The 22,195-nt window shown below is 29.8% G+C and carries 19 protein-coding genes, 2 tRNA genes and 1 other RNA gene; 15 read left to right on the top strand and 7 right to left on the bottom strand.

Going from position 1 to position 22,195, the window contains the following annotated elements:
- The first annotated feature begins 14 nt into the window (after positions 1-14).
- Positions 15-1,205: a pyridoxal phosphate-dependent aminotransferase gene (locus ACTT9C_RS01115; RefSeq protein WP_440922666.1), complete on the top strand. Its 1,191-nt coding sequence runs from the start codon at positions 15-17 to the stop codon at positions 1,203-1,205.
- Here ACTT9C_RS01115 and ACTT9C_RS01110 read toward each other — a convergent pair whose 3' ends face one another.
- Positions 1,206-2,153 carry an ADP-ribosylglycohydrolase family protein gene (locus tag ACTT9C_RS01110; protein ID WP_440922665.1) on the bottom strand — a complete coding sequence of 316 codons (948 nt, stop codon included), beginning with the start codon at positions 2,151-2,153 and terminating at the stop codon, positions 1,206-1,208.
- Position 2,154: 1 nt separating this feature from the next.
- Complete coding sequence (gene trxB / locus ACTT9C_RS01105) at positions 2,155-3,099, bottom strand: thioredoxin-disulfide reductase (RefSeq protein WP_440922664.1); 945 nt, start codon at positions 3,097-3,099, stop codon at positions 2,155-2,157.
- Positions 3,100-3,120: 21 nt separating this feature from the next.
- Between trxB and ACTT9C_RS01100 the strand changes: the two genes are divergently transcribed.
- A complete protein-coding gene (locus ACTT9C_RS01100; RefSeq protein WP_440922663.1) occupies positions 3,121-4,071 on the top strand; it encodes a mitochondrial fission ELM1 family protein in 951 nt (316 codons plus the stop codon).
- Entirely contained in the window at positions 4,058-4,720 is a 663-nt protein-coding gene (locus ACTT9C_RS01095) for a hypothetical protein (protein ID WP_440922662.1), read from the top strand. The genes ACTT9C_RS01100 and ACTT9C_RS01095 overlap by 14 nt, the downstream gene beginning before the upstream one ends.
- On the opposite strand, the gene carB is transcribed toward ACTT9C_RS01095, so the two are convergent.
- Both carB and carA read right to left on the bottom strand, forming a co-directional pair.
- Positions 4,717-7,941, bottom strand: a complete 3,225-nt coding sequence (gene carB, locus ACTT9C_RS01090; RefSeq protein WP_440922661.1) for a carbamoyl-phosphate synthase large subunit — start codon at positions 7,939-7,941, stop codon at positions 4,717-4,719. The two genes, ACTT9C_RS01095 and carB, sit on opposite strands and share 4 nt — an antisense overlap.
- Positions 7,919-9,112 (bottom strand): glutamine-hydrolyzing carbamoyl-phosphate synthase small subunit, encoded by a 1,194-nt coding sequence (gene carA / locus ACTT9C_RS01085; protein ID WP_440922660.1) that lies wholly within the window; start codon positions 9,110-9,112, stop codon positions 7,919-7,921. The genes carB and carA overlap by 23 nt, the downstream gene beginning before the upstream one ends.
- A 126-nt stretch (positions 9,113-9,238) precedes the next feature.
- Here carA and ACTT9C_RS01080 point away from each other — a divergent pair, with 126 nt between their 5' ends.
- The 4 genes from ACTT9C_RS01080 to ACTT9C_RS01065 all read left to right on the top strand — a co-directional run bounded on the left by ACTT9C_RS01080 (position 9,239) and on the right by ACTT9C_RS01065 (position 13,447).
- The gene (locus ACTT9C_RS01080) at positions 9,239-9,700 is read left to right on the top strand and encodes a GatB/YqeY domain-containing protein (RefSeq protein WP_440922659.1); all 462 of its coding nucleotides are present in this window, start codon (positions 9,239-9,241) and stop codon (positions 9,698-9,700) included.
- The gene (gene dnaG / locus ACTT9C_RS01075; RefSeq protein ID WP_440922658.1) at positions 9,700-11,475 is read left to right on the top strand and encodes a DNA primase; all 1,776 of its coding nucleotides are present in this window, start codon (positions 9,700-9,702) and stop codon (positions 11,473-11,475) included. The genes ACTT9C_RS01080 and dnaG overlap by 1 nt, the downstream gene beginning before the upstream one ends.
- A 67-nt stretch (positions 11,476-11,542) precedes the next feature.
- Positions 11,543-13,369: an RNA polymerase sigma factor RpoD gene (rpoD, locus tag ACTT9C_RS01070; protein WP_440922657.1), complete on the top strand. Its 1,827-nt coding sequence runs from the start codon at positions 11,543-11,545 to the stop codon at positions 13,367-13,369.
- A gap of 3 nt (positions 13,370-13,372) precedes the next feature.
- Positions 13,373-13,447: transfer RNA gene (locus tag ACTT9C_RS01065), tRNA-Val, on the top strand.
- Positions 13,448-13,457: 10 nt separating this feature from the next.
- On the opposite strand, the gene ACTT9C_RS01060 is transcribed toward ACTT9C_RS01065, so the two are convergent.
- Positions 13,458-14,315 carry a hypothetical protein gene (locus ACTT9C_RS01060; protein ID WP_440922656.1) on the bottom strand — a complete coding sequence of 286 codons (858 nt, stop codon included), beginning with the start codon at positions 14,313-14,315 and terminating at the stop codon, positions 13,458-13,460.
- 93 nt (positions 14,316-14,408) lie between these two features.
- Between ACTT9C_RS01060 and ACTT9C_RS01055 the strand changes: the two genes are divergently transcribed.
- Positions 14,409-14,485: transfer RNA gene (locus ACTT9C_RS01055), tRNA-Ile, on the top strand.
- 17 nt (positions 14,486-14,502) lie between these two features.
- Here the strand turns inward: ACTT9C_RS01055 and ACTT9C_RS01050 are convergent.
- Complete coding sequence (locus tag ACTT9C_RS01050) at positions 14,503-15,090, bottom strand: MlaC/ttg2D family ABC transporter substrate-binding protein (RefSeq protein WP_440922655.1); 588 nt, start codon at positions 15,088-15,090, stop codon at positions 14,503-14,505.
- 17 nt (positions 15,091-15,107) lie between these two features.
- Complete coding sequence (locus ACTT9C_RS01045; RefSeq protein ID WP_440922654.1) at positions 15,108-15,896, bottom strand: MlaA family lipoprotein; 789 nt, start codon at positions 15,894-15,896, stop codon at positions 15,108-15,110.
- Between the two features lie 65 nt (positions 15,897-15,961).
- Here ACTT9C_RS01045 and ACTT9C_RS01040 point away from each other — a divergent pair, with 65 nt between their 5' ends.
- The 7 genes from ACTT9C_RS01040 (at position 15,962) to ACTT9C_RS01010 (ending at position 22,194) form a co-directional block, all read left to right on the top strand.
- Entirely contained in the window at positions 15,962-16,693 is a 732-nt protein-coding gene (locus ACTT9C_RS01040) for an N-acetylmuramoyl-L-alanine amidase (RefSeq protein ID WP_440922653.1), read from the top strand.
- Positions 16,694-16,737: 44 nt separating this feature from the next.
- Positions 16,738-17,092: RNase P RNA component class A (rnpB, locus tag ACTT9C_RS01035), an RNA gene on the top strand.
- 149 nt (positions 17,093-17,241) lie between these two features.
- On the top strand, positions 17,242-17,697 hold the full coding sequence (gene mraZ / locus ACTT9C_RS01030; RefSeq protein WP_440922652.1) for a division/cell wall cluster transcriptional repressor MraZ: 456 nt from the start codon (positions 17,242-17,244) through the stop codon (positions 17,695-17,697).
- 18 nt (positions 17,698-17,715) lie between these two features.
- Positions 17,716-19,182, top strand: a complete 1,467-nt coding sequence (ftsZ, locus tag ACTT9C_RS01025; RefSeq protein WP_440922651.1) for a cell division protein FtsZ — start codon at positions 17,716-17,718, stop codon at positions 19,180-19,182.
- 18 nt (positions 19,183-19,200) lie between these two features.
- Positions 19,201-20,211 (top strand): 16S rRNA (cytosine(1402)-N(4))-methyltransferase RsmH, encoded by a 1,011-nt coding sequence (gene rsmH / locus ACTT9C_RS01020; RefSeq protein ID WP_440922650.1) that lies wholly within the window; start codon positions 19,201-19,203, stop codon positions 20,209-20,211.
- Positions 20,208-20,519, top strand: coding sequence for a cell division protein FtsL (locus ACTT9C_RS01015; protein ID WP_440922649.1), 312 nt, complete (start codon positions 20,208-20,210; stop codon positions 20,517-20,519). Before rsmH ends, ACTT9C_RS01015 begins: the two co-directional genes overlap by 4 nt.
- 4 nt (positions 20,520-20,523) lie before the next feature.
- On the top strand, positions 20,524-22,194 hold the full coding sequence (locus ACTT9C_RS01010) for a peptidoglycan D,D-transpeptidase FtsI family protein (protein ID WP_440922648.1): 1,671 nt from the start codon (positions 20,524-20,526) through the stop codon (positions 22,192-22,194).
- The last annotated feature ends 1 nt before the right edge of the window (position 22,195 follow it).

Below are 22,195 nucleotides of genomic sequence, written 5' to 3'. Positions count from 1 at the left end.
TAATTTATATTTCAATGAGCATAATATCAGACAGTTTAAAAAGAATTAAGCCATCGCCAACTATCGCAGTTACTCAGAAAGCTAGAGAATTAAGAGCAGCTGGTAAAGATGTAATTGGTTTAGGAGCTGGAGAGCCAGATTTTGACACTCCAGAAAATATAAAAAAGGCTGCGATCAAAGCTATAAAAAAAGGAGACACAAAATACACTGCTGTAGATGGCACACCTGAACTTAAAAAAGCTATAATTAAGAAATTTAAAAGAGAAAATAAAATTAACTACTCTTTAGATCAGATCACCGTTGGCACAGGAGGAAAACAAGTTCTTTACAATGCTTTTATGGCAACTCTTAATAAAGGGGACGAAGTAATTATACCAGCACCTTTTTGGGTATCATACCCAGATATGGTTTTGTTAGCTGGTGGAAAACCAAAAATAATCAAATGTACTGAACAAGAGGGGTTTAAACTTACTCCAAAAAAATTAAAGAAAGCAATTTCTAAAAAAACTAAATGGATCATTCTTAATTCTCCATCAAATCCAACAGGAGCAGGTTATTCAAAAAAAGAAATTAATGATTTAGCAAAAATTTTAACCAGAAACAAAAAAATTTTTATTCTGAGTGATGATATTTATGAACATGTCAGGTATGATAACTTTAATTTTTTTACAATTGCTCAAATTCCTAAGTTAAAAGATAGGACACTTACAATGAATGGAGTAAGCAAATCATATGCTATGACTGGTTGGAGAATAGGTTATGCTGCTGGTCCAAAGGAAATAATAAAAGCTATTGGAAAAATCCAATCACAATCAACTTCAAATCCTTCTTCAATAAGTCAAGCTGCAGCTGTTGAGGCATTAAATGGAAAACAAGGATTTATAAAAACTAGAGCTAAAGCATTTAAAGACAGAAGAAACTTTGTTGTAAAAAGCCTCAATAGTATAAAAGGCATAAGTTGTTTGACCCCAAATGGAGCATTTTACGTATTTCCAAGCTGTAAAGGATTGTTAAATAAAAAAACAAAATTAAAAACTGACACTAATTTTGTTCAAAGATTGCTTGAAAAAGAAAATGTTGCTGTTGTCCAAGGTTCTGCTTTTGGCTTAGATGGCTATTTTAGAATTTCTTATGCTACATCCATGAAGAATTTAAAAAAAGCAATGTCGAGAATTAAATCTTTTTGTGAAGCTCTAAACAAATAATTATTTTTGATTTAAAATTTTTTTTGCTGGGATTGTTTTTTTAATCCAATTATTTGGAATAGAATTTATACCTTTTAAAGCTGCAAAATATGCTCCAGTAAAATTTGCTCTTGAACAATTGCAACCACCTGCCTTTATTGTTTTTAAAATAGCATCTTTATAATTTTTTGAATTAATGATTGTATATATTGAGCTGTTAAAAGTTCCTGGATAGCTACAAGCCATACCTAGTTTCTTTATCGTAGTTGGATCAAACTTTGTTCCAAATTTTCTTATTTTTTTAATGTCATTAACAATTCCTTTAAAAAAAGGATTTCTATTGAATTTTTTAATGAATTCTTTGATTGGGTCTTCAGCTCCCTTTAACGCAAAATCTATTAAATAAAATTTTGCCATAGCATATTTAAAACTTATTTTTGAAACTGTTACAATTTTGAAAATTTTTTCTAAACTTTTAAAATCAAAACCATATAGAAAATATGGAAGAGTAGCACAAAAACCATCTGACTCATTGACTTTTACACCACCAGAGATCTTCTTTTTCAACTTGATATTTTTTACCGTCTCAATAATATTTTGATGTATCCACGGTCCCTTGACTATACCACGCCAGTCTTTGACTTTTTTATATTTAGATCTCAGTTTTAAATTTTTCCAATATTTACTTCCAGGGCCAAAGTTTTTGAGGATTTTTTTTTTGAAACGTTTCTCTATATTTTTGTGTCCATCCAGTAGTGTGTGAAACATCACTTGGCTAATTTCATTGTAACCAGAGACTTTTCCTGTTTTGATATTATAGAAGGGACTTCTATTTTTTTTTAAGAAAGAAAAGTCCTTTTTTCCTTTAATATAAACTTCTAATTTTTTTTGATTATATACCCAATGTAGTGGTCTGGCTGCTGCATCTGCAACTGTAGCGCCTAAGAAAACATGGAGATTATTTTTCACTTTAATGAGATAAAAACTTTTCAGCCTCTAGTGCTGCCATGCATCCCATACCAGCAGCAGTTACCGCTTGCCTAAATGTTTTATCCTTTACGTCTCCAGCCGCATAAACACCTGGTACATTAGTCTCTGTTGAATCTGGTTTTGTTATCAAATAACCCTCATTATCCATACTAAGTTGATCTTTAAATAATTGCGTTGCAGGGTCATGACCAATAGCAATGAAAACACCGTCTAATTTTATTTCATCAATTTTATTTGTTTTCACATTCTTAACTTTAATTCCTTTAACGTTTTTTGGATCTTTATCTCCAATTACATCCTCAACAACTGTATCCCAAATGATTTCAATTTTTTTATTTTCCATAAGTTTTTTTTGAAGCATTTTTTCAGCTCTTAAATTATCTCTTCTGTGAATTAATTTTACTTTTGACGCAAATTTTGTAAGAAACATTGCTTCCTCAACAGCCGCATTACCTCCACCTACAACAGCAACTTCCTTGTCTTTAAAGAAAAAACCATCACATGTTGCACACGCCGATACACCAAATCCTCTAAACTCTTGTTCAGATTTTATATTTAACCATCTAGCTTGGGCGCCTGTGGAAATTATTATGCTATCAGCAGTATACTTTTGACCGGTGTCACCTACAGCCTCAAAGGGTGTTGTTTTTAAGTTTACTGAACTTATATGATCTTCAATCATTTCCGTTCCAACAGCTTTTGCTTGCTCCTTCATTTGATCCATAAGCCATGGACCTTGAATCACATCAGCAAATCCTGGAAAGTTTTCAACATCTGTCGTTGTAGTTAATTGGCCTCCAGGTTCCGACCCATAAACCAAAATTGGATTTAACATAGCTCTCGCTGCATAAACTGCAGCAGTGTATCCAGCAGGACCAGACCCAATTATTAACACTTTTGTGTGTTTAGTTGGATTTTGACTCATATGAAAGCTATATAGTGATTAATGACTAAATTAAAAGGTTTATTATTGACCGAGGGTATGCATGGCATGATTAGCCAAGTTGAGGGGCTTGCTAAAGCTCTCAATCTTGAATTTATACACGAAAAAATTGAACTAAATAATTTTTGGAAAATGATTCCTCCGAAATTAACACCCGTAAAAGATTTTGTTTTCAAAAATGATATATCAAAAAAATTCAATGTTGTAATTTCATGTGGGAGAAAAAGTGTAGTTCCATCCATTTTTTTAAAAAAAAAATTTGGAAATAAAATAATGAATATTCATATTCAGGATCCAAAAGTATCATTAAATAATTTTGATTTTGTTATTGCGCCAGAGCACGATGGTCTTGAGGGTACAAATGTTCTAAAAACCAAAGGAGCAATTCATTATCTTACCGAAAAAGAGTTAGAGGAAAATGTTAATTATTTAAAACCTAGAATTAAAAAAGAAAAAGTAATAGTGTTTATTGCAGGTGGTCCAAATAAGTATTACGATTTTAATGATGAAATAATTGATAAGATTTTTGTTAGAACTAAAAAAAATTTCATCACTCAAGGTTATCAGCTAATTTTTATACCCTCAATGAGAACACCGCAAAGAATTATAGATAAAGCCCAAAATTTTTTTGATGATGACCAAATTATAATCCAAGATATTGATAAGAAAGCCTATTTGTCATCACTTAAGCTAGCTAATCATATTATTGTAACCTGCGACTCTACATCTATGATATCTGAAGCAGCAATGTCAGGAAGACCAATATATGTGGCTCAAATGCCAGCTATTAAAAAAAATATTCGTTTCAAAAAATTTTTTGAGCTCTTTAAATCCCTAGACATAATTAAAAACTTAGAGGATACAGTCGAAGAATGGAATTATAAAAAACTTAATGAAACTCATAGAATATCGGGATATATAGAGGAGCAATTTAAAGATTATGACTTTTCTTAATTCTATATTAAAAAACTCAAAAAAGTATGAATTCCCATTTAATCACTGGGAATATAATAATGCTTTAAGTGAAGAGGCTATTAAAGAAATTGAAGGCGCAGACATTCCTGATGTAAGCAAACATGATCTCAATTACGATGGTACAAGAGCAATTGATGGTGGTGCTGCCGAATTTAGAGAAGGCATAGCTTCAGGTGGTAAGGCTATAAAATTTAGATGCTTTGTAACAAAAGAAAATGCTTCTCAATTTCCAAATTTAGTAAAATTTATTAATGAACTTCAATCTAAAGAAACATGTGAAACGATCTCCAAAATGATTAATAAAGATTTATCTAGTTCGTATGTCAGACTTGAGGTTATATGCGATCGTGAAGGTTTTTGGTTAAAGCCACATTGTGATATTAAAGAAAAATTAATGTCAGGACTTATTTTTGTTAATAATGCGAATGAATCAGAGGAACTAGGTACTGATTTTTATAATGAAAAATTAGAAAAAGTTAAGACAGTTCCTTACAAGCATAATTATGGTTATTTGTTTACAAGTGGTCCAAATACATGGCACGGGATGGAAAAGAAAAAAATTGTTAAAGAAAGAAGATGTGTTCAAGTCAATTATGTTACATTTAAAACTGACTGGAAAGTTGATTAAATATTTTGTAAAGACGTCACCTCTAATTTTTTTGTTTTAAGTGATTTAATACCCTCAATACATGCAAGCGCTGTTGACATATTTGTACAGTACGGCACTTTATTTTTAAGTGTTGCTCTTCTTAAAGCAATAGCATCGTTTAATCTATGCTCAGTGTTGCCTCCACCAGTATTAATTACTAACGCAATTTTTTTAGAGTCGAGAACGTCAACGATATGAGGTGACCCACTACTTACCTTATTAATAATCTTACACCTCATGCCATGTTTTTGAATATATTCAGCTGTTCCTTTTGTGGCACACAAATGGAATTTTAGCTTTAAAAGTTCTTTTGCAAGACCTAGACCCTCATCCTTATGAGAGTCTTTTAATGATAAAAAAGCCAATCCATTAGTAGGTAACGAATTAGACGATGCTATTTGGCTTTTTGCGTATGCCATCCCAAAATTTTTGTCAAATCCCATCACCTCTCCAGTTGATTTCATTTCTGGACCTAACAATAAATCACTATTTGGGAATTTATTAAATGGAAAAACAGCTTCTTTTACGGCAAACATTCCTTTAGATTTATCTTTTAAATTAAATTTTGAAAGTTTTTCACCAGCCATAACTCTTGAGGCTATCTTTGCAAAGGGAATTCCTTTAGCTTTTGAAACAAAAGGAACAGTCCTGCTAGCTCTTGGATTTACTTCAATAACAAAAATTTCATCTTTCTTTATTGCAAATTGAACATTCATGAAACCTTTTACTTTTAGAGCTAGGGCTAAATCTTTTGTTTGTTTCTCAATTTCTTTTAGTAAAAAAGGTTTTATTGAAACTGGAGGTAAGCTGCAAGCCGAGTCTCCAGAATGAATTCCCGCTTCCTCAATATGCTGCATGATACCAGCCACATGTACTTCTTTACCATCGGATATAGCGTCAACATCCACCTCCATTGCATGATCTAAGAATTTATCAATAAGAATTGGATTTTTTTCTGCTGCTTTAAAGGCTTCCTCTACAAAATTTTTTAATTGGCTTTTTTCGTAAACAATTTCCATTGCCCTTCCTCCCAGAACATAAGAGGGCCTAACCATTAAGGGTAAACCAATTTTATCAGATATTTCTATTGCCTGTTCGAAATTTTTTGCAATTCCACTTTCAGCTTGATTCAGATTTAATTTTTCTAAAAGTTTTCTAAATCTATCTCTATCTTCTGCTAGATCAATAGATGAGTATTGAGTTCCTAAAATTGGAAGATTATTATCATGTAAAAATTTTGCCAATTTAATTGGAGTTTGACCTCCAAATTGCGTAATTATACCGACTAGATTCCCTATATCTTTCTCTCTCTTTATAATATTGAAAACATATTCTTCCTTTAAAGGCTCAAAATATAATCTATCGCTAGTGTCGTAATCAGTTGAGACAGTCTCAGGATTACAATTAACCATTATAGTCTCAAAACCAGCAGCCTTTAGGGCAAAACTGGCTTGACAACAGCAATAATCAAATTCTATTCCTTGTCCTATTCTATTAGGCCCTCCACCTAATATCATAATTTTTTTCTTAGCAGATGGATAAGCCTCACATTCTGAATTTATTGAAAAATTTCTTTGATATGTTGAGTACATGTATGGTGTAAATGATTTGAATTCTGCAGCACAAGTATCAACTTTTTTAAATACTGGTAAAATTTTAAGTGCAGTTCTTTTTTTTCTCACAATATCTTCAGATAAATTTGAAAGCTCAGAAAGCTTTTTATCTGAAAAACCTATTGATTTTATTTGATTAAAATCATCAAAATTTTTAGGTAATCCATTATTTTTAATCTTAATTTCATTTTCTATTATTTCTTTAATTTGGTTTAAAAACCATGGATCAATTTTTGATAAATTATAAATTCTTTTAAGCTTAATTTTTTTCCTCATTGCTTCAGCAACAAGCAAGATTTTATTTGGAATATTTTCTCTTAGTTTTTTTTCAATTTGTCTTTTATTTAGATTAAATATTCTGTCTAATCCTGAGAAACCAGTCTCAAGAGATACCAATGCTTTTTGAAGAGACTCCTTAAAGTTTCTTCCAATTGCCATTGCTTCTCCTACCGATTTCATTGATGTGCCTAGAATTGCGGGAGAAGTTGAAAACTTTTCAAAAGTAAATCTTGGAATTTTGGTTACCACATAATCTATACTTGGCTCAAATGATGCTGGAGTAACTTTGGTAATTTCATTTTTTAATTCATCTAATGTATATCCAACCGCAAGTTTTGCAGCAACTTTTGCAATGGGAAATCCAGTTGCTTTTGATGCAAGGGCTGATGATCTTGACACTCTTGGGTTCATCTCAATTATTACCATTCGCCCATTTTTTGGATTTATTGCAAATTGAACATTTGAACCACCTGTCTCAACCCCAATTTTTCTCAAACATGAAATAGAAGCATTTCTCATTACTTGATATTCTTTGTCAGTTAATGTCAACGCAGGAGCAACTGTAACCGAGTCTCCAGTATGTATTCCCATTGGATCAACATTTTCTATTGAACAAATAATTATACAATTATCTTTTTTATCTCTTATAACTTCCATCTCAAATTCTTTCCAACCCTCTAAGCACTCTTCTACAAGTACTTGGCTTACTGGAGACTCGTGCAAACCATTTTTAATAATCTTAAGGTAATCCTTTTTATTTTTTGCTATTCCCCCTCCTAAACCTCCAAGTGTAAAAGCTGGTCTAATTATTGCTGGTAAACCAATTTTACTCAAAACTTTTGATGCTTGATTTATATTGTTAACGATCTCAGATTTCGGAAGATCTAATCCAATATCAATCATGTTTTTTCTAAATTTCTTTCTATCTTCCGCATTGGAAATAGCTTTTGAATTTGCACCAATTAATTCGATTTTGTATTTTTTTAAAATCCCTTTTTTCTCTGCTTCCATTGCAAGGTTAAGAGCGGTTTGGCCACCCATGGTTGGAAGAATTGCATCTGGTTTTTCTTTCTTCAGAATTTTTTCTAAAACCTTTAAAGTAATTGGCTCAATGTAAGTTTTATCTGCAACATCAGGATCTGTCATAATTGTTGCTGGATTTGAATTAATTAAAATAACTTTATAGCCTTCATCTTTTAATGCCTTACAAGCCTGGGTTCCTGAATAATCAAATTCACAAGCTTGGCCAATGATAATTGGTCCAGCACCTACAACTAAAATTTTTTTAAGATCTTTTCTTTTTGGCATTTTTTTTTATGTTGTTAATAAATTCCTGGAATAAATAGACACTATCTTGTGGACCTGGGTTGGACTCTGGATGATATTGAACTGAGAATACTGGATTGTTCTTTAATCTTATTCCCTCGATACTGTTATCAAACAAAGATTTATGGGTAATCTGAATATTTTTTGGTAAATTTTCTCTTACAACCTCAAAGCCATGATTTTGGCTAGTAATTTCTACATTGTCATTAATCAAATTTTTTACAGGATGATTTGCTCCTCTATGACCCAATTTCATTTTTTTTGTTTTACCACCTAACGCAAGTGCGAGTAACTGATGACCAAGGCAGATACCAAATAATGGCATTTTATTCTTAATAAGATTTTGAATTATTTGAATTGCATATTTTCCTGTTGCAGCTGGATCTCCAGGTCCATTAGATAAGAAGACACCATTAGGTTTAAGAGATAAAATTTTTTCTGCAGATGTTTTACAAGAAACCACAGTAACTTTACATTTAAAATCAGAAAAATATCTCAAAATATTTTTTTTTATTCCATAATCGATAGCCACCACATGAAATGAATTTTGATTATTTTTTCTATAGCCATGTTCTTTTTTCCAAGTTTTAAGTCCTTTCCAAATGTAATTTTTTTGTGTGGTAACTTTTTCTGCAAGATCTAAATTTTTAAGCCCACTCCATTTAATCGTAGAATTGATAAGCTTGTTTATATGAAATTTACTTTTCTTTGAGAAAGCAATGGTTCCTCTTGGAGCACCTTTATCTCTAATAAAATTTGTTAAACTTCTTGTATCAAGTCCAGTAATTCCAACTATTTTATTTTTTTTTAACCATGCATCTAAATGTTGAAAAGATCTATAATTTGATGGTGATGTTATTTCAGAATTAAAAATAACTCCTTTAGTCCATATTTTATCAGATTCAAAATCTTCTTTATTCGTACCTACATTTCCAATGTGAGGAAAGGTAAAGTTTATTATTTGTCCGGCATAAGATGGATCTGATATTATTTCTTGGTATCCAGTTAATGAAGTATTAAAGCAAACCTCACCAGTTGCCTCTCCCTGATATCCAATTCCGATCCCTTTAAAAATCTTTTTATTTTCTAAAACTAAAATACCTGTATTTTTTTGAGAATTTTTTAGGTGAGCTTTTTTTAATTTTTTGATCAATTACAACTCATAAGTTAAAGGTTAATACAATAATTGATTTATTATCGCAACAGAGATGTATTATAAAATTGTAAAAAAACAATTTTTCTTTTGAAGAATTTTTTCTTTAAAGTAGATTAAAAAATTATGTCGTTAAAAGAAACAATTGAAACAGAATATAAAAATGCTTTAAAATCTAAAGATAAAATTAAAATCTCAACTTATAGGTTAATTTTATCATCAATTAAGGATCTCGATATCTCAAACAGGTCTGGTCCTAACAAAAAAGAAACAGATGATGAAGATATAAAAAAATTGTTAAAAAAGATGATGAAGCAAAGAACCGAATCAATCGATATTTATAAAAAAAATAATCGCTCTGATCTTCTAGAAATTGAACAAAATGAATTTAATATTCTATCAAGTTTTTTACCTAAACAGCTGAATGACGATGATACAAAAAAAATATGTGAGGAAATTATTTCTAAATTAGGTGCAAACTCCATTAAAGATATGGGAAAAGTAATGGGTGAATTAAAAAAAAAGCATGCTGATGAAATTGATTTTTCAAAAGCTGGAGCTTTGTTAAAACAATTGTTAAATAAATAATGAAATATCCAAAAGAATATTTAGATGAAATTAAAACTCGTCTCAAAGTTTCTAGTGTTGTTTCAAAAGTTGTAGCTTTAAAAAAAAGAGGAAAGGAGTTTGTTGGACTATCACCTTTTAAAAATGAGAAAACCCCTTCCTTTACAGTTAATGATGAAAAAGAATTTTATCATTGTTTCGCAACTTCAGAGCATGGAAATATTTTTGATTTTGTTATGAAAACTCAAAACTTAAGGTTTGGAGAAGCAGTAAAATATCTTGCTAATATTGCTGGAATGCAACCATATCTATTCACCAAACAAGATGAAGAGAGAGAAAAAAATTTGAAAGAGTATTTATCAATTTATAGCAAATATGTTGATTATTATCATAACCAGCTATTAAAAAATGAAAAACTCACAAACGCCAGAGAATATTTAAAGAATAGATCATTAAGCAAAAATGAAGTTAAAAAATTTAAAATTGGTTTCGTTGAAAAAAATCCAAGTTTTTTTGATGAACTTAAAAAAGAATTTGGTGAAAAAACTTTATTAGAAAGTGGTTTATTTTATTTTGATGAAAAGAAAAAAAAATGTGTAGAGAGATTTAAAGGAAGATTGATATTTCCGATAAACAATATTTCAGGACAGCCAATCGCTTTGGGAGGTAGAATAATTGAAAATTTAGATTACTTAGCAAAGTATATTAATTCACCAGAGACTAACTTTTTTAAAAAGGGTTCAAATCTTTATAATTTAGACCTAGCAAGAAAATTATCTAATAAGTTAGACCATATCTTTTTAGTTGAAGGTTATATGGATGTAGTTGGTTTAAGTAAAAATGGAGTTGAAAACGTTGTTGCAAATCTTGGCACTTCTTTATCCGATAAACAAATTTTAACATTAAATCAGTTCTTTGATGACATCATTATCTGTTTTGATGGAGATGAAAGTGGTTATAAAGCTGCTCTAAGAGCAGCAGAAAATTCTATAAAAGAATTAAAACCTGAAAAACAAATATCATTCTTATTTTTACCAGATAAAGAGGACCCGGATAGTTTTGTAAATAGAAATGGTAAAAATTATTTTTTAGATTTTACAAAACAGAACAAGCTGCCAATTCATCAATTTATTTTAAGCCATTATAAAAAACAAACTAAAAATAATCCCTCTTCCATGGCAATATTTGAGAAAAAACTAAGATCAATAGCAAAGACAATTAAAGATAATTTTATCAAAAAATATGTACTTGAATTTTTTTTGGAGAAAATTGCAGAATTAACACCACATTCTAATCAAAATAAGAATAAGTCTTTTGTTAAGAAAACAAAATCACTTGAATCAACACAAAAGTTTTTTAATGATAGCCAAGGTATTACTGGTGTAGAATTAAAAGAGTTTTCGTTGTTATATCTACTTTTAAATAATTTGTCTTTTTTTCAGTCAAATATTCATTTACTCGAAAATGTTAAATTATTCACAGAAATCAATAAACAGATATTTAATTCCTTACGTGAAAAATTAAAATCTAATGAGCCCATAGATATTAAAACTCTTAATTTTGATAAACAATTGATTGATAAGATAAATAAGTTTGCACCAATAAAACATATTCTTAAAAATAAACCTAAAAATGATAATAAAGTGATAGAGCTACTAGATGATATTTCAAAAGATTTATTTAATCATGATTTAGAATTGAGAATACAAGAATTAGAATCGAAGTTTTCAGAAGATTTAAGTGAAACAACATTTAATGCGCTAAAAGAGCTAAAAAATGAGAGAAAAACCAACTAATCTGAATAAATTAGCAATGGATTTTTAATTATTTGGCATTATATAAGTCTCTCAAACTTTATTTGCTGTGGAAAGAATTATTACTAAATCATTTGCTAGATTAATGGGAAGAGGAACCCATCGTGGTTTTATCACACATGAAGAACTAAGCAAATCTCTAGGAAAAAGAAATCTTTCAGACGAAAATTTGTCTCAAGCTTTTATTCATATTCTGGATGAAAAAATAGTATTAGTTGAAAAAAAATCTGATTTTAAAGTATTAAGAAAAAAAGAAAATTCATCTAAAGAAGAGGGTAAAACAATCGAGAAAAGCGACGACCCAATTAGAATGTATTTAAGAGAAATGGGTGGAGTAGAGCTGTTGTCTAGAGAAGGAGAAATAGCAATAGCTAAAAGAATAGAGGCAGGTAAAGATGTAATGTTAATTGCATTGTCTCAAAGTCCAATTACCGCCCAACAATTTTTTGATTGGGATGAAAAATTACAAAATGACGAAATTTTAGTAAGGGAAATAATCGATATAGATACAAACTATATGGAGGATGAAAATACTGGCCCAAGTGCTAAACAAAAAAATGCAGGAGAGGATGAAAAAGATGAGAACTCAACTGAAGACAGCGATGATGATTTTAATCCTACTCTTGCTGCAATGGAGTCAGAAATTAAACCAAAAGTTTTAAAAACAGTTCACTTACTTACAAAAGAATATCGTAAATTAATAAAATATCAAAAAGAAAAATTAGATTGTGTTCTTAATTCAAAAATTTTTTCGACCTCCAAAGAAAAAGGTTACGAAAAAACTGTTAATGATATTTTAGAAAATATTAAGTCACTACAATTATCTCCATCAGTATTAGAAGATCTTGTCCAAAAACATTACGTAGAAAATAAGAAAATAATTTCTTTAGAGGGAAATCTTTTGAGATTAGCAATGAATCAAAAAATACCGAGAAATGAATTTATTAAATTTTATATCGGAAATGAAATTAATCCTAACTTAAAAAAATTTTTAGATACAAATATTTTATGGAAACAATTTTTTAGTAAAAATAAAGAGGAGTTTAAGAATATAAGGGAGAGATTGGTTGAGATTAGCCACAAACTAGGTATGTCGGTAACTGATTTTAAAAAACTAGTCAGCAGAGTTCAAAAAGGTGAAAAAGAGTCTAGAATAGCAAAAAAAGAGATGGTAGAGGCAAATTTACGTTTAGTTATCTCTATTGCAAAAAAATATACTAATAGAGGTCTGCAGTTTTTGGATTTAATTCAAGAGGGTAATATTGGGTTAATGAAAGCAGTAGATAAGTTTGAATATAGAAGAGGCTATAAATTTTCTACATATGCCACTTGGTGGATAAGACAAGCGATTACCAGGTCGATTGCTGACCAAGCAAGAACTATAAGAATACCTGTGCATATGATTGAGACAATCAATAAAATTGTCAGAACACAGAGACTTATTTTGAGTGAGTTTGGTAGAGAAGCCACTCCAGAGGAATTAGCAAAAAAACTTAGAATGCCATTAGACAAAGTGAGAAAAGTTTTAAAAATTTCAAAAGAACCTGTATCTTTAGAGAAACCAGTTGGTGATGAAGAAGACAGTAGCTTAGGAGATTTTATTGAAGATACAAAAGCTTTAGCTCCTTTAGAACAAGCAATCAAATCAAATTTAGGTGAAGCAACAACAAAGATACTCTCAACATTGACACCCAGAGAGGAGCGTGTTTTAAGAATGAGATTTGGAGTAGGGATGAATACTGATCATACTCTTGAAGAAGTTGGATTACAATTTTCTGTTACTAGAGAAAGAATACGTCAAATAGAAGCAAAGGCATTGAGAAAACTAAAGCATCCTAGTAGGTCAAAACAACTTAAAAGCTTCTTAGAAAGTTAATTTGGGCCGTTAGCTCAATAGTAGAGTACTGCATTGACATTGCAGGGGTAGTTGGAGCGTAACCAACACGGCCCACCACAAAATGATTCTAGTTATCTAAATCTTTAAAAATTTTTTTGATTTTAATATTATCCAAAAGATTAAACATAAAGTTTCTATAAAAGATTTTTCGGATAATTCTTCTAAAAAAACTTCGCTTATTTAAAGAACCATATTTTTTATCAAGTTTCGATTTTAATTCTCCAAAATATTCATTATTACGATAATCGATTGCCCACTCATTCTTTGCCTCATTAGCAACTTCTTTATTTTGAAAGCATTTTCTAGAATCAATTGAAAAAACAACTATTGACTCAAAAAATTCAACTAAAAAAATTTTTTTTGAGTAAAAGCTTAATTTTTTTTTTAACAATGGTGATCTTCTATGAATGCTATCAATAACTTTTTTTGAATAATTTATGAAAGAATATTTAGAAGGATTATTAAATTCCTTTTTTACATAGCTTGTACTTGTATCCTCAACAATTATTTTTCCTCCATCTTTGATGTATGGTAAAGAGTAGTGTACAGTGCTAATTTGTTGTATATTTTTGTGTCCACCATCATCTAAAATGATATCAACCTTACCTTCTTTTTTATAAAAATAACTCCAAAATTTTTTATTACTTTGATTCCCGATATAAATTTTAAAACCATTTTTTTCTAATTTTTTTGCTCCCGGATTAAGATCAATACCAATTATTTTCGCTTTCTTACCAAAGTATTTTTTCCACATAAATAATGATCCACCATTCGCAACTCCTATTTCAACAAATTTAATTTTTTTATTTTTATATTTGGATAAGATTTTTTCATAAACTTGAAAATAGCTACTCCACTTTATCGAATATTTTTTTGAATTCTTGAATAAGCTATAAATTAAAAGTTTTTTTGTATCTTTATTCATATCTGAATATCCATTAGAACTACATCATAAATCAAATATGAAATATCTCAACTTGCGTGGTCATAAAAAACATTGTAAACATAAATTTATTTAGGGCCTGTAGCTCAGTTGGTTAGAGCAGTACACTCATAATGTATTGGTCCCAGGTTCGAGTCCTGGCGGGCCCACCAAATACAACAAAGAAAATTTAATTATTTGAAAACTCTTTTAAAACTTTAAATAAGGCTTCAATATCGTCATTGTTAGAACTCAAGACAGAGGCAAACTCTTCTTTTTGTGTTCTAGCTAAACTAAGGCCTTCAATTATTAAATCCCTTATCAAAGGGTTTTTAGGGTCTTTTGTGTAAATTCTCCAATCTATATTTATTTCAGGTCTCTCATTTGTAGATTTTAAAACACTATTCACAATAGTGTAATTATCACTAAGCTTTTCTTTGTTTGTTACATCGATTTCAGGATTAGTATACTCGGCAAGTCGACTTGAAAAACTTTTCAAAAAATATTCTTCAAATAGTTCCGAATAATTCTCTTTCTCCTCATTATTGAGACTTTTTCTTTTGATACCAAGTGTATAAAAACCAATTCCTTTAATATCCACTGTCTCCTTGGCTATTAATTTTAACTTCTTTATCTTTTCATCTTTAGATATATCTTCGCCTAGTAATTTTGAGGCTCTATTAACTGTTGATTGAACAAAAATATCAGGCTCAATTGAGAACGTTAGAGAAGTTGTTGAAAAAAAAATAGCTAAGAATATCAGTAAGTTTTTTTTCATCATTTATAAAATGAAAATTATTGAGTTTCTATCTCTTCCCAATCACTATCATCTTGAGTTTCAATAATTTTTTTACTATTCAAGATTCTTTGTTGTCTATCTTGTAAATAAAGACTTTTTACTGAAGCATAAAAGTCTAATGAATTTTTTTCCAAATTTTCTATTGAGTCAAAATTTTTAGCTCTAAAATCTACCCCGGCAGTTACTCTTGATGCATAATAGTCAATATCTCTAAAATAGTGAGTATCGTTTTTCACAGTCACATTATACCAAGCATCTCCTCCAATAAAATTTGTTAAAGAGGCTATTGTGTCTCTAGCAGTGGTTGGACCTAAAACAGGTAATACCAAATAGCAACCAGGGCCAACACCATGTGAGGCTAAACTTTGTCCGTAGTCTTCTTTAACATATTCACTGAAACCAAAATATGTTGCGACATCAAATAAACCAAGTATGCCAATTGTTGTATTGATCAAAAATCTCCCAGTATTTACACCAGCTATTGCAAATTCACCTTGAAGAATATTGTTAGGTATTGTTACTACATTTGACAAATTATTTAATGAATTACTTACTCCAGTTTTAATTGGAGAGGGCAAAGTTCTGTAAACACTTGAAACTGGTTTAAAAATTATTTTATCTAATCCTTGATTAAGAGCAAAAGATGCTTTATTGAAAGTTTCAGAGCAATCTTTGATTTCTGAAGGTTCATTTTTTTTTAAAATAAGTTCTCCGTCTGAACCCGCATAAACATTTGAAATTAACGTAAGGGTTGTAATTACAATTACTATAATTTTTTTTATCATTTAATATTCTGTATATTACAATGTTAATTAAAATAAAATAAGAATAAATCATTATTATAGCTTAAATGTGGCCTAAAATATCACTTAATTATTCACCAAACTTTAATGCAATCAAAAGATCACAAAAAAATATTAAATTTATAATTATTCATTACACTGGCATGAACAAAGAAATATCAGCCTTAAAAAGACTTTGTGATACCAAATCAAAAGTTAGCGCACATTATTTTATAAAAAAAAATGGCTCAGTATTAAATCTTGTTCCACCACTTTATGAAGCTTGGCACGCTGGTAAGTCAAGCTGGAAGAATTTAAAATCCCTTAATAAGTATTCTATTGGTATTGAAATACAAAATTCTGGTCATGATAATAATTATGAAAATTTTTCTCAAAAACAGATTATTTCAACTAAAAAATTATTGAAGCATTTAATAAGAAAGTACAATATTAATTTTAAAAACGTTTTAGGACATTCTGATATTTCTCCAGATCGAAAGAAAGATCCTGGAGAAAAGTTTCCTTGGAAAAGATTAGCAAAGTTCAAACTATCTCAGTGGCATAATTTAAATGAGAAAAAAATTAAGAAAAAAAGATTAATCAAATTAAATTTTGTTGAACAAATAAACTTTATGAAAAATTTAAAAAAAATTGGTTATAATAGGATTTCACAAAAAAACTTAAATTTTCAGAAAAGAACTTTAACCATAGCTTTTCAAAGAAGGTTCAGACAAGGGTTGATTAATGGAATTTCTGATCAAGAATGCTTAATAATCAGTAAGAATTTATTGAAATTTTGACAATTATTGTTGAAAAAAAATAATTTAATTATAAATTAATATCGCCAGATAAATGACTTATCGCTTTATAATTTTAAAGAGGAAAGTCCGGGCTCCGCAAGGATGCAGTGCCAGGTAATACCTGGCGGGGGCAACCCTAGGGATAGTGCCACAGAAAATAAACCGCCATAACATGGCAAGGGTGAAAAGGTGTGGTAAGAGCACACCGGTTCTATTGGTAACAATGAACGCTGGAAAACCCCACTGGGAGCAAGACTAAGTAGAGGTGACATTGTTGAAAAACTAAAAGCCGTCCTTGGCTAGTCACCTGGGTTAGTCGCTTGAGTTTGGAAGTGATTTCAAACCTAGAGAAATGATAGGTTTAAATGACAGAACCCGGCTTATAGTTTATCTGGCAAACTTTTCTAAATTTTAATCATTAACAAATCATGAAATAAATTACTCAAATTTACTCATTTAAACCATAAATTGTATGTATTGACACCTAGCTTAAAAACCCATAATATCCCATATATTCCCATTTTAGGGGATAAAGGAATTTATGGTTTATGTTTTTATCAACCTACGAAAACAAATTAGACAAAAAAGGAAGGGTGTCAGTGCCGGCAAGTTTTAGATCTTACTTATCTAATTTAGGTTATAATGGAGTGATTTGTTATCCATCATTTAACAATCAATCAATAGAGGCATGGCCTCAAGACAGAGTTGAAAAAATTTCTAATTCAATAGACACTCTTAATCCATTTGAAGAAAAAAGAGATTTTTTTGCTACTTCAATATTATCGGAAAGTACGAATTTACAATTTGATAGTGAGGGAAGAATTTCACTCACATCAAAATTATTAAAACATGCAAAAATTAAAAATAGCATGGTATTTGTTGGTCAAGGTAAGACTTTTCAGATATGGGAACCAACAATTTTTGAAAAATTTAAGGTCAATGCAAGAAAAAAAGCAAATTTAAATCGTGCAAGTCTTAAATGGGAGAATCAATTAAATAAATAAAAAGAGGGGGATAACAAGATGACAATTAACTTTAAAACTCCTGAGATTAGAGAGTTACAACCAAGACTTTTGGTAATGGGAGTTGGTGGCGCAGGTGGAAATGCAATTAATGAAATGATTGAAAATGGAATGCAAGGAGTAGAATTTATTGCTGTTAATACTGATGCACAAGATCTTAAACATAGTAAAGCAAAATCAAAAATTCAAATTGGTTTAAATTTAACCAAAGGTCTAGGAGCAGGTGCAAAAATTGACATAGGTCAAGCTGCAGCTGATGAGTCTTTAAATGATATCGTGAATGTTTTACAAGGTGCAAATATGGTTTTTATAGCCGCTGGGATGGGTGGTGGAACTGGAACTGGTGCTGCACACGTAATTGCAAGAGCTGCGAAGGAATTAAATATTTTAACTGTTGGCGTAGTGACACTACCATTTTTATATGAGGGTCCTTCAAGAATGAGGAGAGCCCAAATCGGTCTAGAGGAATTAAGAAAACATGTAGACACTATAATAGTAATTCCCAATCAAAATTTATTTAAGATAGCGAATGAACAAACTACATTTGAGGAGTCTTTCAATCTATCAAATAATGTTTTAATGCATGGTGTTCAAAGTGTAACAGATTTAATGGTAAGACCTGGGATCATTAATTTAGATTTTGCTGATGTTGAAACAGTTATGGCATCAATGGGTAAAGCTATGATGGGAACAGGAGAGGCTGAAGGCGAAGGTAGATCTATGAAAGCTACCGAGATGGCAATCAGCAATCCTTTAATAGATGATTATACTCTAAAAGGTGCAAAAGGATTATTAGTAAATATAACTGGTGGCAAAGATCTTAAGTTATTTGAAGTTGACGAAGTAGTTAACAAAATTAGATCTGAAGTTGAGGCTGATGCAGAGGTAATTATAGGTGCAATTACTGACCCGTCTCTTGAAGGTAAAATTAGAGTATCGATTGTTGCAACAGCTTTAGATGGACAACAACCTGAAACAAAATCAGTAATTAATATGGTACATAGGATTCAAAATAGAAATCCTGGATACTCTGATTTTTCAAATTTAGGATCTAACACTTCTTTTAATTTTTCAACTAGCACGCCAATCTCAAGTGGTGCTAATGCATTGAAATTAGAGAATGAAATATCAAGTGAAAATGTTAGCGAAACTGTTGTGAATGACAATATTAATCAAATTAATGATCAATACCATGAGGAATTATTAAAAAATCAACAAGTTGAAAGCTTAGTTGAAAAAGCTAATGAGGATGAGGAAAGTTCTTTCACTCAAGAGGCTATTGGTGAATCAACAAATAAAGACGAGATAAAAAATGATCTAAAAGAGTTTGGAGTAGATAGTGATGCACCAGACTTATTTAGCTCTGAAAACGAGATCTCTTCATCAGAAAATCTATTGTCTCAAGAAAATGAGGACGAAGAGGACGATTTAGAGATACCAGCATTTTTAAGAAGACAAAAAAATTAATGGTCTTCGTAAAAATAAATGGAAGCCACCATAGTACAGGATAAAACAAAACATTATCCAGTACTGCTAAAAGAAATTATTAGCATTATTACCCCTCAATATGGTGGCACATTTATAGACTGTACTTTTGGTCAAGGCGGTTACACTCGAGAAATACTTAAGAATAAAAATAATAAAGTAATTGGGTTTGATAGAGACTCTGAAAGTTTAAAAATTGCAGAAGAAATTGAAAAAAAATTTCCAGATCGATTTATTTTTAAGAATTTAAATTTCAGTAAATTAGGAAATTTAAAACTCAAAAATGAAAATGTAAGAGGTGTATTATTTGATTTAGGTTATTCATACTCACAGATTAAAGACTCAAAAAAAGGATTGTCTTTTAGTTCTAGTGGTTCGTTGGATATGAGGATGGGTTTAAATGAGTTTTCAGCTAAGGAAGCAATAAATAAATTAGATGGAAAAAGCCTTATTAAAATTTTCAAATCTTTTGGCGACGAGAGAGACGCAAAATTAATCGTTAAGAATATTCTTAAAGACAGATTGTTAAAAGAAATAGACACCCCTCATTTAGTAAAAATTATTGAAAAATCAAAAAAAAAAAATAATAAAAAAATTCATCCTGCAACTAAAGTTTTTCAAGCATTAAGAATTTTTGTTAATAAAGAAATAAGTGAGTTAATTCATGGAATGATCCATGCAGCTAAAGTTTTAAAAAAAGATGGTCTTTTGGTTGTTGTAACTTTTCATTCTTTAGAAGACAAAATTGTAAAATATTTCTTTAGAAGTCTCTCAGAACACAAAAGTGTATCTAGATACCAACCTGAAGAAATTCAAGAAGAAATTTTATTTAAGTTATATCAAAAAAAGCCAATAGTGCCTTCAAATCTAGAACTAAAAGAAAACCCTCCCTCTAGGTCTGCAAAATTAAGATGTTTAATAAAAAAGGAAAATTTTTACAATTTTAAAACCGATATTTTAGACAAATTTAAAGATTTAATAGAAATTGAAAATCTTAGACTTAACTTATGAAAAAAATTCTAACTATTAGTTTAATTTTTTCACTTATTGTAATTACCTCTTTTATAAAAAATTCTACGAAGAAAATTGATGAGGAATTGTTTAGTTTAAAAGAGAGTATATCAGATTTAAATTTAGAATTTGATAATGTAAAACTTGAATTTGATTATTTAAGCTCTCCAGAAAAACTGATTAGTTATCAAAATCTTTATTTTGAAAATAAGTTGACCCAAAAGAATATAAATGAAATTGAAATAATTGACCTCACAAGAGAAAAAATGTTTCTAAGCGATGTCAAAATTACGGATAGCGAAAAATAATAATATGAAGTTTATTCTACAAGAAAACAAAGAAGAATTTAAATTTAAAAGCGACAAAAAAAACTTTGATGTTAGATTTAATAGAGTTGCATTTATTTTTTTTATTTTTTTTCTTATTTCTGTAATCTATTGTATTCATCTTACTCATCTGGGGTCTAGAGATTTAAATTCTAATATTTTAAAGAATTATAGCTCTTTTAAAAAAACTCAGAGAGCAAATATCTTAGATCGAAACAATCATTTTTTAGCAAAAACTGTTAATTCTATCGATATTGGAATAAATCCAGTTGAAGCGATAGATAAAAAAAAATTGTTACTTAATCTAAAATATATTTTTCCTGATAAAGATTTTGAATTAATTAATTCCAAACTTTCAAAAGATAAATTTTTTTGGTTTGAAAAAAAAATTTCAGAGGAGAACTATGAGAAAATTATGATGTTGGGTGATAAATCAATAAAACCACATAAAAATCTTATAAGAGTTTATCCACAAAAAAATTTATTTAGTCATATAATAGGACAAATAGATGATGATAACTTAGGGATTTCTGGGTTAGAGAAATCATTAGATTTAGATTTAAAAAAAAACGATAAATCTATTCAACTTACTGTCGATAAAGATATTCAGTTCCTGATAAGAGAAGAGTTAATAAGGTTTAATAAAATATTTAAAACTAAGGGTAGTGCCTCAATTTTAATGGATATTAATAATGGTGAGATATTATCGATTATTTCACTGCCTGATTTTGACCCAAATCAAAGAGAAAATATTACAGATGTAAATTATATTAATAGAGCAACTAAGGGTGTTTATGAATTAGGTTCTGTTTTTAAAACTTTTACTTTGGCAGCAGCTTTAAATGAAAAGATAATAGAGCCAAGTACTGAATTTAAAAATTTAGAAAAAAGTATTACTTGTGGAAAAAATAAAATAAGTGAATACGACAAAAAAATTCCCTCTGACTTAACAGCTGAAGAAATATTAATTCGCTCAGGCAACATAGGTTCAGTAAGAATCGGCCAAGCAATTGGGATTGAAAAATATAAAAAATTTTTAAATGATCTCGACTTAACTAATTCAATAAAATTTGACATAGAGGAAATGGGTAAACCAATATCGTTTAATTGGGGAAAATGTAAGCTTGCAACTACCTCTTATGGACATGGGATTACCACTACAATTTTACAATTAACTAGCGCTTACTCCACTATCACTAATGGAGGATTTAAGATTAATCCTACTCTTTTAAAAAAAGAAAAATATACTAAAGGAGAAAGAATTTTAGAGGAAAATGTTTCAACAAATCTTGTTACAATATTGAGAAAAATTGTTGCCACAAAGGAAGGAACTGCAACATTAGCTAACGTGGAAGGTTATGAAGTTGCAGGAAAAACTGGGACTGCTGAAAAAATCTTAGAAGGTGGATACTCACGAAAAAAAATTAATACTTTTGCATCTGTATTTCCTGCCTCAAGTCCTAAGTATAGCTTAGTCGTGATGCTGGACGAGCCTAAAACAAATAGTGAGTATGTTTATAATTATAGAGATGGATCAGGAACAAAATACAAAGGAACTCCTTTTAATACTGCGGGTTGGACTTCGGTTGAAGTTGTTGGTCAAATTATAGAAAAAATTGGGCCCATTTTAGCCACAAAATACGCAGAAGTTAACTAAC

The organism is Candidatus Pelagibacter sp. (assembly GCF_052049575.1).
In the GTDB taxonomy this organism is placed as follows: Bacteria; Pseudomonadota; Alphaproteobacteria; order Pelagibacterales; family Pelagibacteraceae; genus Pelagibacter.
The sequence above is the reverse complement of the archived record's forward strand: the minus strand, read 5'-3'. Positions and strand labels throughout refer to the sequence as shown.

Excerpts from the sequence above, each read along its gene's own strand:
- ACTT9C_RS01060 (WP_440922656.1), bottom strand. The coding sequence starts at position 14,315 with ATGAATAAAGATACAAAAAAACTTTTAATTTATAGCTTATTCAAGAAT.
- ACTT9C_RS01045 (WP_440922654.1), bottom strand. The coding sequence starts at position 15,896 with ATGATAAAAAAAATTATAGTAATTGTAATTACAACCCTTACGTTAATT.
- trxB (WP_440922664.1), bottom strand. The coding sequence starts at position 3,099 with ATGAGTCAAAATCCAACTAAACACACAAAAGTGTTAATAATTGGGTCT.
- rsmH (WP_440922650.1), top strand. The coding sequence starts at position 19,201 with ATGGAAGCCACCATAGTACAGGATAAAACAAAACATTATCCAGTACTG.
- ACTT9C_RS01040 (WP_440922653.1), top strand. The coding sequence starts at position 15,962 with ATGTGGCCTAAAATATCACTTAATTATTCACCAAACTTTAATGCAATC.
- ACTT9C_RS01015 (WP_440922649.1), top strand. The coding sequence starts at position 20,208 with ATGAAAAAAATTCTAACTATTAGTTTAATTTTTTCACTTATTGTAATT.
- carB (WP_440922661.1), bottom strand. The coding sequence starts at position 7,941 with ATGCCAAAAAGAAAAGATCTTAAAAAAATTTTAGTTGTAGGTGCTGGA.
- ACTT9C_RS01100 (WP_440922663.1), top strand. The coding sequence starts at position 3,121 with ATGACTAAATTAAAAGGTTTATTATTGACCGAGGGTATGCATGGCATG.
- ACTT9C_RS01080 (WP_440922659.1), top strand. The coding sequence starts at position 9,239 with ATGTCGTTAAAAGAAACAATTGAAACAGAATATAAAAATGCTTTAAAA.
- ACTT9C_RS01050 (WP_440922655.1), bottom strand. The coding sequence starts at position 15,090 with ATGAAAAAAAACTTACTGATATTCTTAGCTATTTTTTTTTCAACAACT.
- ACTT9C_RS01115 (WP_440922666.1), top strand. The coding sequence starts at position 15 with ATGAGCATAATATCAGACAGTTTAAAAAGAATTAAGCCATCGCCAACT.
- ACTT9C_RS01095 (WP_440922662.1), top strand. The coding sequence starts at position 4,058 with ATGACTTTTCTTAATTCTATATTAAAAAACTCAAAAAAGTATGAATTC.
- ftsZ (WP_440922651.1), top strand. The coding sequence starts at position 17,716 with ATGACAATTAACTTTAAAACTCCTGAGATTAGAGAGTTACAACCAAGA.
- mraZ (WP_440922652.1), top strand. The coding sequence starts at position 17,242 with ATGTTTTTATCAACCTACGAAAACAAATTAGACAAAAAAGGAAGGGTG.
- dnaG (WP_440922658.1), top strand. The coding sequence starts at position 9,700 with ATGAAATATCCAAAAGAATATTTAGATGAAATTAAAACTCGTCTCAAA.
- ACTT9C_RS01010 (WP_440922648.1), top strand. The coding sequence starts at position 20,524 with ATGAAGTTTATTCTACAAGAAAACAAAGAAGAATTTAAATTTAAAAGC.